The 11,313-nt window shown below is 61.5% G+C and carries 10 protein-coding genes; 9 read left to right on the forward strand and 1 reads right to left on the reverse strand.

The window, feature by feature from the left end:
• Window positions 1-40 precede the first annotated feature (40 nt).
• The 9 genes from EPK99_RS01825 (at window position 41) to EPK99_RS01865 (ending at window position 10,885) form a co-directional block, all read left to right on the forward strand.
• Window positions 41-1,579, forward strand: a complete 1,539-nt coding sequence (locus EPK99_RS01825; RefSeq protein WP_128440922.1) for a DUF1800 domain-containing protein — start codon at window positions 41-43, stop codon at window positions 1,577-1,579.
• 3 nt (window positions 1,580-1,582) lie between these two features.
• Window positions 1,583-2,806, forward strand: coding sequence for a DUF1501 domain-containing protein (locus tag EPK99_RS01830; RefSeq protein ID WP_128440923.1), 1,224 nt, complete (start codon window positions 1,583-1,585; stop codon window positions 2,804-2,806).
• Window positions 2,807-2,992: 186 nt separating this feature from the next.
• Entirely contained in the window at window positions 2,993-4,684 is a 1,692-nt protein-coding gene (locus tag EPK99_RS01835) for an amidohydrolase (protein WP_128440924.1), read from the forward strand.
• A gap of 86 nt (window positions 4,685-4,770) precedes the next feature.
• Window positions 4,771-5,880: an ABC transporter ATP-binding protein gene (locus EPK99_RS01840; protein ID WP_425374173.1), complete on the forward strand. Its 1,110-nt coding sequence runs from the start codon at window positions 4,771-4,773 to the stop codon at window positions 5,878-5,880.
• 1 nt (window position 5,881) lies between these two features.
• On the forward strand, window positions 5,882-6,799 hold the full coding sequence (locus EPK99_RS01845; RefSeq protein ID WP_128440926.1) for an ABC transporter permease: 918 nt from the start codon (window positions 5,882-5,884) through the stop codon (window positions 6,797-6,799).
• Window positions 6,792-7,592, forward strand: a complete 801-nt coding sequence (locus EPK99_RS01850) for an ABC transporter permease (protein ID WP_128440927.1) — start codon at window positions 6,792-6,794, stop codon at window positions 7,590-7,592. Before EPK99_RS01845 ends, EPK99_RS01850 begins: the two co-directional genes overlap by 8 nt.
• Window positions 7,593-7,614: 22 nt before the next feature.
• Window positions 7,615-8,649 carry an ABC transporter substrate-binding protein gene (locus EPK99_RS01855; RefSeq protein WP_128440928.1) on the forward strand — a complete coding sequence of 345 codons (1,035 nt, stop codon included), beginning with the start codon at window positions 7,615-7,617 and terminating at the stop codon, window positions 8,647-8,649.
• 64 nt (window positions 8,650-8,713) lie between these two features.
• Window positions 8,714-9,745 (forward strand): histone deacetylase family protein, encoded by a 1,032-nt coding sequence (locus EPK99_RS01860; protein WP_128440929.1) that lies wholly within the window; start codon window positions 8,714-8,716, stop codon window positions 9,743-9,745.
• Window positions 9,746-10,885 (forward strand): serine hydrolase domain-containing protein, encoded by a 1,140-nt coding sequence (locus tag EPK99_RS01865; protein WP_128440930.1) that lies wholly within the window; start codon window positions 9,746-9,748, stop codon window positions 10,883-10,885. It abuts the gene before it with no gap.
• A 25-nt stretch (window positions 10,886-10,910) separates the two neighbouring features.
• On the opposite strand, the gene mce is transcribed toward EPK99_RS01865, so the two are convergent.
• A complete protein-coding gene (mce, locus tag EPK99_RS01870) occupies window positions 10,911-11,312 on the reverse strand; it encodes a methylmalonyl-CoA epimerase (protein WP_128440931.1) in 402 nt (133 codons plus the stop codon).
• Window position 11,313: the final 1 nt, after the last annotated feature.

Genomic DNA, 11,313 nt, shown 5'->3' on the forward strand with positions numbered 1-11,313 from the left:
CCGTTGAAAGGCCGATGATGCAACGGAGTTCGTATCGGCCATGTCCAATCCAAACGATGTCGATGCCGCATTGGCCCTCTGGCGCTTCGGCCTTGGCGCTGCGGATGGCGGAATCACCGCCATCAAGGATGCCCCCCGCGATCTTCTGAAGGAAGAGATCGCAGAACGCGCGGTGCCGACGCCCGTCGGCGCGCAACTGCGTTCCGGCTCCGATCTTCTGGTGGCGCTCTACGAGTACCAGAAACAGGTCAAGGCCGAACGGGAAAAGCAACCTGCCACTCCCGCTGCGGCACCTGCCATGGCCGGTGCGAATGCGATGCAGAGCGGAGCCGCACCGGCTGACTCACCCCAAGGCCCTGGAATAAAGGGCGGCCAGCCAGGCGCGATGCAGGCGGGCCAAATGCCGCCCCAGTCCCAATCCATGTCAATGGACAAAAAGCCCGACGCGCCCGTTTCCAAGCGCCCCTACTTCCCGCAGCAGATCCTGCTTGCCGAGGCGGATGCCCGTTTCAACGGAACGATCCACCAGCCATTGATCGGCTTTGGCGAACGGCTGGCCATGTTCTGGGCCAACCACTTTTCGGTGGCGACCGGCAAGAATGGAGAAGTCCATATTCTAGCCGGCGCCTTCGAGCGCGAGGCCATCCGTCCTCATATTTTCGGCCGCTTCGAAGATATGCTGCTGGCCGTAGAAACGCATCCTGCCATGCTCATCTTTCTCGACAACCAGCAATCGATCGGCCCGACATCGCCCGCCAACAAGAACGGCAAGCGCGGCCTCAACGAAAACCTCGCCCGCGAGATCATGGAACTGCACACGCTCGGCGTCGATGGCGGCTACGCCCAAGACGATGTGACGTCGCTGGCGCGGATTATCACCGGCTGGACCTTCTATCGCGATGAAAAGCGACCTGGCCCGCTAGGCAAATTCATCTTCAACGCCGATGCCCATGAACCGGGCGACCATACGGTGATGGGCATGACCTATGCGGAGGGAAGCATGGAACAGGGCCGCACCGCCCTGCGCGATCTTGCCCGCCATCCGGCAACCGCCAGGCACATGGCCATGAAGCTTGCCCGGCATTTCGTCGCCGACCAGCCACCACCGGCTTTGGTGAAAAAACTCGCCGCCGCCTACACCAAGACGCAGGGCGATCTGTCGGCTGTCTACACGGCACTTGTCGATGCCGACGAAGCCTGGAACCCGATGCTGACGAAAATGCGCATGCCACAGGAATATGTGGCAGCGATGCTGCGCACGAGCGGCATCAAGCCGAAACCGGAGCAGATCCTCTCCATGCTGACCGCACTTGGCCAGCCGCTGTGGAATCCCGCTGGACCCAACGGCTTCTCGGACGTCACGGATGCCTGGGCATCATCGGAATCGCTGGCCACCCGCATCGATGCAGCCAACCTGTTTGCCCACCAGATCCAGGCTCAGGTCGATCCCCGCGCCTTCGCCGGAGACCGGCTGGGACCACTTCTCACCGCAGATACGATGCAGGCGATTTCCAGGGCTGAAACCCGGCCGCAGGGCCTGTCGCTTGCCTTCCTTTCCCCCGAGTTCCAGAGGCGCTGAACCATGCTGTGCGAAAACCTCACCCCCACCCGCCGCGCCGTTCTCGGCACATCCGGCGCATTGTTTGCCTGGGCCTTCATGCCGCGCTTTGCTCATGCAGCCGGCGGACGCGATCCCCGCTTCGTTACCATTATCCTGCGTGGTGCGCTGGATGGGCTGACCGCCGTGCCGCCGATCGGTGATCCGGACTATGAAGGCCTGCGCCAGTCCATCGCACTCAGGCTCGATGGCGACCGGCCGGTGCTGCCGCTCGACGGGTTCTTCGGATTGCATCCCTCTATGCCGAACTTCCAGCGGCTTTTCCGGGCCAATCAGGCAGCCGTGGTCCATGCCAGCGCCACGGCCTATCGCGAGCGCTCGCATTTCGATGGGCAGGATGTACTGGAATCCGGGTTTCCGACACCGGGCCATGTGGAAACCGGTTGGATGAACCGTATGCTGGAGGGATTGCCAGCCGGGGACAAGATTGATCCCGGTGCTGCGGAACGGGTGCGGGGTCTTTCCGTCGGGGCAACCGCCCCGCTCGTCATTCGCGGCAAGGCGCCGGTGCTCGGCTGGGCGCCTTCGGTGCTCAGACCAGCCGACGGTGATCTGGCGCCGCGCCTGATGGACCTCTATGGCCGCACCGATCCCATGCTCTCGAAGCTTCTGATCGAAGGCATCCAGACCGGCAAGATCGCCTCAAGCCTCGACATGAAGTCGAAGGGAGGCCCCGGTGACCCGAACGGCATGGAGCAGATGGCCCGTGGTGCTGCGCGTCTTCTGGCACAGCCGGATGGCCCGCGTGTCGCAGCACTGGCTTTCGAAGGATGGGACACCCATGCGCAGGAGATCGACCGATTGGCGAAACTTCTGGCCGGTCTCGACAATTCGCTCGCCGCCTTCGAACAAGAACTTGGGCCGGCATGGAAGGACACGGCAATCATCGTCGCGACCGAGTTCGGCCGTACGGCGCGGATCAACGGCACCGATGGCACCGACCACGGCACCGGCACGACCGCCTTCCTCGCCGGCGGTGCCGTGCGCGGAGGCCGCGTCATCACCGACTGGCCGGGGCTCAGGCAGAACCAGTTGTTCGAAGGCAGAGATCTGGCCGCCACCACCGACATCCGATCGGTCATCAAGGGCATGGCGATCGATCTTCTCGGCGCCAGTGCCGGTCATCTGGCCAGCGTCGTCTTTCCAGGCTCGGAAAGCGTTCAGCCCATGAAGGGGCTGATCGTTTAACAGAAAGGGATCTCGGATAGCTGCGGCACTCGGATTGGATGATATTTCTTCGTCCACATGATTGTAAGGGGAGCTGTCCGAAGTCTGGTGGCCCAGACAAGCCAAACGAAAAGAGCCGGTTGAACTCTTCCGCCGGATCAGATTAGCTGGGCCTCCCACCCCACTCGGATCGACGAGACACATCCCATGAACCAGGCCGACATCATCATCGTCAACGCGCGCGTGCTGACACTCGATGAGGACAATCCGCGGGCCGAGGCTGTGGCGCTGGCGGGCGGGCACATCATTGCGGTCGGCAGCCAAGCCGAAATCAAGGCTCTGAGGGGCCATGACACCGAGGTGATCGATGCTGGAGGAAATACGGTCCTTCCTGGGTTCTCGGAAAACCACATGCACCTGTTTTCCGGTGCAGCCGAGCTCGATCATCTCCAACTCTCGGGCATTGCAGGCCTGCCCGAACTGACGGAGGCAATCCGAGCCTATGCTGCGACCCGCGGAGGCGAGAAGGTGCTGTTCGGCCAGGGCGCCGATTACACGATCCTGGGTGCGGAAGAGCGACTGACGCGTCACCATCTGGACGCCATCCTTCCTGACCAACCGCTGGTGCTGTTTGCGCCGGACCACCACACGGCATGGGCCAATACGAGCGCGCTCGAACTGGTCGGCATCCTTCATGGCGCCAAGCTCGGCCCCGGCAACGAGGTCGTCATGGGACCGGACGGCATGGCGACCGGGGAGTTGCGGGAGATGGAGGCCTTCAGCCCGCTGCAAAAGGCCGGCGGCTTCGATCGCTACCGCCTGGGGCTCAGCACTGGCGGTGAGCCGGAGCCATACCCGAACCAGGCAGAGTGGGAAAAGGACCTCGCCGTGATGCGGCGCGGGCTGGACTACTGTGCCCGGCACGGCATTACCACCATCCAGAACATGGACGGCAATCTCTACCAGCTGGAAGTGCTGGCGGCGATCGAGGCACAGGACGGAACCCTTCCATGTCGCGTGGTCATTCCATTCCACTTCAAGAATTTCATGTCTCTCGACATGCTGGAAAAAGCCTCCGAACTTACCCGGCGCTACAGCGGCGACTGGCTGTCTTCCGGCGTAGTGAAAGTCTTCTACGACGGCGTGCTGGACAGCTGGACGGCGGTCATGGTCGAGCCCTATGCCGATAAGCCCGGCGATTGTGGAGAAGGCCTGTTCACGCCGGAGCAATTCCGGGAGGTTGCCGTCGAGGCCGACCGCCGCGGGCTGCAGATCGCCGTGCATGCCATTGGCGACGGTGCCGTGCGCGGCGTGCTCGACGGCTACGAGGCTGCCCAAAGGCAGAACGGCAGGCGCGACAGCCGGCATCGAGTTGAACATATCGAAGTGGTGCATGCGGACGACGTCCATCGTTTCGCGGAGCTTGGCGTCACCGCCTCCATGCAACCGCCGCATCCGCCGGGCTGTGCCGGCGTGCCCTTGGAGCCGACGGTTTCCCGAATCGGTCGCGACCGCTGGCCGCTGAGCTATGCCTGGCGCACGCTTAAAGAGGCTGGCGCACATGTGTGCTTTGCCTCCGACTGGCCGGTCTCACCGATCAGTCCGTTGATCGGCATCGAGGCCGCGGTCACCCGCAAGCCCTGGGCCGAGAGCGATCCCGACCAGTCCTTCTCGCTGATGGAGGCCTTGTCGGCCTATTGCGTGGAAGGCGCCTATGCCGAATTCAAGGAGGATCGGAAGGGCAGGATCAGGACAGGCTATCTCGCCGACCTCGTGATCCTCGATGGGGACATCGAAAAAGTAGCGCCAAACCGCATTCACAGCCTCGGCGTGCGCAAAACCGTCTGCGGCGGGCGCGTGACGTTCTCAGCTGACGAAAAAATCGATCAAGCCTCATGAAAACATGTTGTTAATCGTCGGGCGCTGTGGTCACCTAGCGCAAAGCCGAAAAGGCAGGGAACAGCAGCTTAATAGCAACGGTGAGTGTGCCGCATATGGCGGAATCGAATGCGGTGGAAATCCGCGACGTCGTAAAAGTGTTCGGGTTCGGTGAATTTGCCTTCTCCGCCGTGGACCACGCATCCATCTCCATCCGGAAGAACGAGTTCTTCACCCTTCTGGGGCCGTCCGGATGCGGCAAGACCACGCTCCTGCGGCTGATCGCCGGCTTCGAGTTTCCGACCTCCGGCGAAATCATCCTCAACGGTGAAGACATAGCCGCCATGCCGCCGTTCAAGCGGCCCATCAACACGGTGTTCCAGAGCTACGCCCTCTTCCCGCACATGACCGTGGCAGACAATATCGGCTTTGGCCTGACCATGCTCGGCCGGCCGAAGCAGGAGGTGCGGGACCGCGTTGCGGCCATGCTGAAGCTGGTTCGTATGGAAAAGCTCGCCGACCGCAGGACGAGCCAGATTTCCGGCGGACAGCAGCAGCGCGTCGCGCTCGCCCGGGCGTTGGCGCCGCAGCCGAAAGTGCTCCTGCTGGACGAGCCGCTGTCAGCGCTCGACTACAAGCTGCGCAAGGACATGCAGATCGAGCTCAAGCGCCTGCAGGCCGAGACGGGCATAACCTTCATCTTCGTGACGCATGACCAGGAGGAGGCGCTGACCATGTCAGATCGCATCGCGGTCATGTCGGCGGGCAAGATCCTGCAGGTAGACACGCCGCGCGCGATCTACGACGCGCCAACGGATCGGTTCGTGGCGGATTTCATCGGCGAGACCAATTTCCTGCGCGGCCGGATCGGCAGCGTGTCCGGCGGGATCGCGCAAGTCGAGACGCCAATGGCCGGCCGGATTTCGGCAACTCTGCCGCCGGATTTTGTGCCAGACGGCGAGGTGACCGTCGTTCTGCGGCCGGAACATGCCTGCCTCTGGCTTCCTAACGATTCCGCGCCATGCCAGACCACCGGCACGCTGGAGAACATCGTCTATTTCGGCACCGACACGCATTACCACGTCCGCCTTCAGGACGGCGAAACGCAGTTCATGCTGCGGGAACAGAACAAGCCTTTGCAACGACAGCGTTTTTCTGTCGGGGACCAGGTCGGCATCATGTTCGAAGAGAACGCCGCCCGGGTCCTGAGGAACTGACATGACGCAGCCGGGTGCGAACGAAGCCGAACGAAGCCGCGACATCCGCAAACGGTGGCTGCTTTCGCTTCCGGCGCTGCTGATCGTGCTCGCCGCAGCAACCGGGCCGCTGCTGATCGTGGTGCTCTATTCCTTCCTGAGCCCCGGCCCTTATGGCGACGTGCAATGGCAGCCGTCGATGGACGGCTGGATCGGCGTCTTCCTGGAACGGGATATGTTCACCGAGACGCTATCGATCGCGGACGCGCATGTCTCGATCCTCATACGTTCGGTGATGTTGTCCCTCGTGACCACGGTGGTAACTCTGCTATTCGGCTTTCCGACCGCCTATTTCATTGCGACACGGCCGGAGCGAACGCGGGAACTGTGGCTGCTGCTGATCACCATCCCCTTCTGGACCAACCTTCTGATCCGTACCTTTGCCGTGCTGCAGATCATCCGCAATGACGGGCTGATCAACGGCGTGCTGATGAAGCTGGGCTTGATCACCCGACCCATTCAGATGCTGTTCACGGACGGCGCCATCCTGACCGGCATGGTCTATGTCTATCTGCCGCTGATGGTGCTGCCCGTTTACGCAAACCTTGAAAAACTCGATTTCCGACTGGTGGAAGCAGCCTATGATCTTTACGCGACGCCCTTCAGGGTCCTGACGAGGATTATCATTCCGCTTGCCAAGCCGGGCCTGATTGCCGGTTCCATACTTGTCTTCATCCCCGCACTCGGCGCCTATGTTACGCCGAGCATCCTCGGCGGCGGCAAGAACCTCATGCTCGGCAATCTGATCGAGCTGCAGTTCGGCCAGGGTCGCAACTGGCCGCTCGGCTCGGCGCTCTCCATCACCCTGATGCTGATCGTCACGGCAGCCCTGCTGTTTTATGTCCGCAATGTCGGTTCGCAAGGGAGCCGGCATGGCTAGAAGATTTTCCGTCCAGCGGCAGCGCGGCTTCACCACGATCGCAATCACCTGCTTCTTCGCGCTCTACCTGCCGATCGTCGTCCTCGTCTTCTATGCCTTCAACTCGGCGGACTCGCTGTCGTCCTTCCAGGGCGTCTCCCTTCGCTGGTTCGCCCGGGCGTTCGAAAACCAACAGGTCGTCGATGCCTCGCTTCGTTCGCTGCAGATCGCCGCGGTCGCTGCCACTGTCGCGACGGTCGCCGCCACTATGGCGGCACTTGCGACGACCCGCACCGAACCCTATCGCGGCCTGACGCTGAAATACGCCTTCATCAACCAGCCACTCATGGTGCCGGAAATTGTCACGGCCGTGGCGCTGCTGATCTTCTTTGCGCGCATCAAGATCTGGACCGGCTATACCGGGCTTGGCTACCTGATCGCCGCCCACACGGCATTCTGTGTTCCCTTCGCCTATCTGCCGATCCGGGCCCGGCTCGAAAACATGGACAGTACGCTGGAGAAGGCCGCGGCAGACCTTTACGCGACGCCGTGGAAGGCCTTTCGCTACGTCACATTACCCTTGTTGTGGCCCGGCATCCTTGCCGGCTTCATGCTCGCCTTCGTGATTTCGCTGGACGATGTCGTCATCACCGAATTCGTAAAATCGGCGGGGCAGGATACACTGCCGACCTATATGCTCGGCCAGATCCGCCGCACCATAACACCTGAAATGAATGCAATCTCGGCGCTGTTTCTTCTCATGTCGATCTGCGTCGTCATCGTCTTCTTCGTCGTGAACCGAAAACGTGTCTAACAAGAAGGAAGGGAACAGCACCATGAAACGCATTCTCGCAAGTCTGGCCATGACGGTCGCAGTCTTCGCGCAATCCGGCCTGGCGCAGGCGGAAGGCCAGCTCAATATCTACAATTGGGGCAATTACACCAGCCCCGACATGATCAAGAAATTCGAGGACGCCTACAAGGTCAAGGTGACCATCACCGATTACGACTCCAACGATACGGCGCTCGCAAAGGTCCGCCAAGGCGGCTCCGGCTTCGACATGGTGGTGCCCTCGCAGAACTATATCCCGATCTGGATTTCCGAGGGCCTCCTGCTTGAGACCGACCCAGGCAAGATGGAAAACTTCAAGAACGTCGCGAAGGAATGGACAAACCCAGATTTCGACCCCGGCCGCAAATATACCGTGCCGTGGGCGATGGGCATTGTCGGCACCGTCGTTAACACGGACGTCTACAAGGGTGACATCAACACCTGGGGCATTATCTTCGACACCCCTGCCGAGCTGAAGGGCAAGGTCAACGTCGTGCCCGAGATGACTGACGTCATCGACGCGGCCGTGCTCTACAATGGCGGCAAGAAGTGCACCGGCGATCTGACCATCCTGAAGAAGGTGCGCGACACGCTGATCAAAGCCAAGCCGGACTGGGTGGCGATGGAATACGGAACCATCGAGAAGATGGGCTCAGGCGATTTCGCGGCTTCGAGCGACTGGAACGGTTCGGCCTTCCGCCAGCGTCTGAAAAACCCGGCCATAAAGTTTGGCTATCCCAAGGAAGGCTTCGTCAACTGGAGCGATAACCTAGCCGTACTGAAGGACGCCAAGAACGTCGAGAATGCCAAGCTCTTCCAGAACTTCATGATGGACCCGCAGAATGCCGGCATGAACTCCGGTTTCCACCGCTATGCCAACGGCATTGCCGGCTCGGACAAATATATGCCGGCCGACATGAAGGGCGCGCCGGAAATCGATATCCCGGCCCAGTTCGCCTCTGTCGGCGTGCCCTCGATGACCTGCCCGCCGGACGTCCAGGCACTTTATACCAAGATCTGGACCGAGCTGCAGAAGTAGGCTCCGCATCAACGCGTCCCGCCCCAACCGGCGGGATGCACCAATTTATGCCGACGGATCTCCTATGAAAACCGTGTTCTCTCCCCGTCATCGCGGCCACGCCGACCAGCTGGAGCTGGTAGCGGGCGCCATCGTGCCCGGCTTCGAGCTTGTCTCGCGCGCCGAGTATGTCTCGGCCCAGGTGCAAGCAGTCGGCCTTGGCCCGATCATCCCGCCTGACGAGCACGACCTGGCGAGTGCGCACCGCGTCCATCGCAGCGACTATCTCAACTTCCTGCCGACGATCTGGAGCCGTTGGACGGCTGAAGGACGCAACGGAACGGCACTGCCTTTCACCTGGCCGACCCGAGGCCTGCGCGGCGATGTACTGCCGGAGTTCATCGACGGGCTACTGGGATACTATTCCTTCGACGCTGGCTGCGGCATCGTCGAAGGCTCCTGGGATGCGATCAAATCGTCCCATGATGTCGCCTTGACGGCGGCTGCCCTTGTCCATGCCGGCGAAAGGGCGGCGTTCGCCCTGTGCCGTCCGCCCGGTCATCATGCAGGCGCCGGCTTCATGGGCGGCTACTGTTATATCAACAACGCGGCCGTGGCAGCGCAATGGTTGCGCGACAATGGCGCAAAGCGGGTTTCGATCCTCGACGTTGATTACCACCATGGTAACGGGACGCAGGAGATCTTCTATGCCCGCGGAGATGTGCAGGTCATCAACCTGCATGCCGATCCCATGCAGGAATATCCCTACTTTCTGGGGCATGCGGACGAACGCGGCTTGGGAGAGGGCGAAGGCTACAACCTCAATTATCCGATGCGCTTCGGCACGGACTGGGCGCGCTGGAGCCAATCGCTGGATGATGCCTGTGCACAGCTTGCGGACTACGCACCCGATGTCGTCGTGATTTCGCTCGGCGTGGATACGTTCGAGAAGGACCCGATCAGCAAGTTCAAGCTGAAGACGGAGGACTTCCCAAAGATCGGCGAACGGATCGCTCGACTTGGTCTGCCGACGCTCTTCGTCATGGAAGGCGGGTATGCGGTCGCCGAAATCGGCACCAATGCCGTTGGGGTGCTGACCGGCTTCGAGGGTGCATAGATGCCGTTCCAGCGTTCAGACGTCACGCTCGCAAACTGGCGGACGTCGCCCTATTCGCAATGGTCCTTCCAGAATGTGAACGAGATCGTTCCCTCCGCCGTGATCGCCGCAGACCGGCAGCGGGAGGAAGCCTCACTTGCCTTCAGCGCCCTGTCGGGACTGGAGGTTGCGGGTGCAAATGGGGACACGCTGCCGCTCGAGGCATTTCTCCGGGCGAGCGAAACGGACGAACTCGTGGTGATGCGGCAGGGCCGGATCGTCGCCGAATGGTGTGCTACTCACCGGAAGCCGGCACAGCCGCACATCATCTTTTCGGTATCCAAGTCGCTGATGGCCCTATTGGCAGGTGCTCTGGCAGGCAAGGGCCTGCTGTCCCATGACAGACCAATCCTGGATTATGTGCCGGAGGTCTCAGGGTCGGCCTATGCGGACGCTACCGTCCAACAGCTCTTCGACATGGAGATCAGCACGAATTTCATCGAGGATTATCTCGACAGCAGCGGCGGCTTCGATCGCTACCGACGCGCGACCGGCTGGAACCCGGACAGGGTGGACGACCCTGCACCCGACCTCAAGAGCTTTATCTGCACCATAGGCAAGGGTGACGGCGAACACGGCGAGAAGCATGCCTATCGCTCACCGGATACCGATCTGGCGGGCATCGTGCTGGAGCGTGCAGGCAGTGACCGCTTCGCTGCCCTGATGAGCCAGCACCTTTGGAAGCCGCTTGGCGCGAAATCGGATGCCATGGTCACGGTGGATCGCATCGGCACGGCACGGGCCGCCGGCGGCATCTCGGCCACGGCGCGTGATCTTGCCCTTGTAGGGGAGCTGGTGCGCACCGGCGGGGGCGGCATCGTTCCGGATACGTTCATCGCCGATCTCTGGACTGGCGGCAACCGGAGTGCCTGGAAGAATGGCGACCAGACGGCACTGTTTCCCGACGGAAGCTACCGCAACTACTGGTACGAAACGGGCGGTGGCGAACTCGCCGCCATCGGCATCCACGGCCAGTGGATCTGGGTCGATCCGCGCCATGAAACCGTGATCGTGACGCTCTCGTCCCAGACGCTGCCCGTGGACGCATCTCTCGACCAGGCGATCATCCGGATGCTGAGGGCGGTCGCACTAGCCGGCTAATGATTAGCGGTCGGGCCGGCGCCCGTCAGCTTTGTTCGAACTCTACCAGTGTACCTTGAAAATCCTTGGGGTGGGCAAACACGACGGGCTTGCTATGGGCACCTATGGCCGGTGTTCCGTTTCCCAACAGCCGCGCGCCGAGGTCGGTAATAGTTTTCGAAGCCGTTTCGAGATTTTCAACCTCAAAACAGAGATGATGGATGCCACCGGCCGGGTTCTTTTCCAGGAACTTCCCGATTGGCGAATTCTCGCCCAAGGGATGAAGAAGTTCGATCTTGGTATTTTCGAGGGTCACAAAGACGACTGTGACACCATGCTCCGGCAAGTCCTGCGGCGCTGATGTTTTAGCGCCAAGCGCCTCATACTGGGCTGCAGCCTTCTTGAGGTCGGGAACTGCAATGGCAACGTGGTTGAGCCGGGTGATCATG

The sequence above is a fragment of the Neorhizobium lilium genome, assembly GCF_004053875.1.
In the GTDB taxonomy this organism is placed as follows: Bacteria; Pseudomonadota; Alphaproteobacteria; order Rhizobiales; family Rhizobiaceae; genus Neorhizobium; species Neorhizobium lilii.

Excerpts from the sequence above, each read along its gene's own strand:
- EPK99_RS01830 (WP_128440923.1), top strand. The coding sequence starts at position 1,583 with ATGCTGTGCGAAAACCTCACCCCCACCCGCCGCGCCGTTCTCGGCACA.
- EPK99_RS01855 (WP_128440928.1), top strand. The coding sequence starts at position 7,615 with ATGAAACGCATTCTCGCAAGTCTGGCCATGACGGTCGCAGTCTTCGCG.
- EPK99_RS01835 (WP_128440924.1), top strand. The coding sequence starts at position 2,993 with ATGAACCAGGCCGACATCATCATCGTCAACGCGCGCGTGCTGACACTC.
- EPK99_RS01845 (WP_128440926.1), top strand. The coding sequence starts at position 5,882 with ATGACGCAGCCGGGTGCGAACGAAGCCGAACGAAGCCGCGACATCCGC.
- EPK99_RS01850 (WP_128440927.1), top strand. The coding sequence starts at position 6,792 with ATGGCTAGAAGATTTTCCGTCCAGCGGCAGCGCGGCTTCACCACGATC.
- mce (WP_128440931.1), bottom strand. The coding sequence starts at position 11,312 with ATGATCACCCGGCTCAACCACGTTGCCATTGCAGTTCCCGACCTCAAG.
- EPK99_RS01865 (WP_128440930.1), top strand. The coding sequence starts at position 9,746 with ATGCCGTTCCAGCGTTCAGACGTCACGCTCGCAAACTGGCGGACGTCG.
- EPK99_RS01860 (WP_128440929.1), top strand. The coding sequence starts at position 8,714 with ATGAAAACCGTGTTCTCTCCCCGTCATCGCGGCCACGCCGACCAGCTG.
- EPK99_RS01825 (WP_128440922.1), top strand. The coding sequence starts at position 41 with ATGTCCAATCCAAACGATGTCGATGCCGCATTGGCCCTCTGGCGCTTC.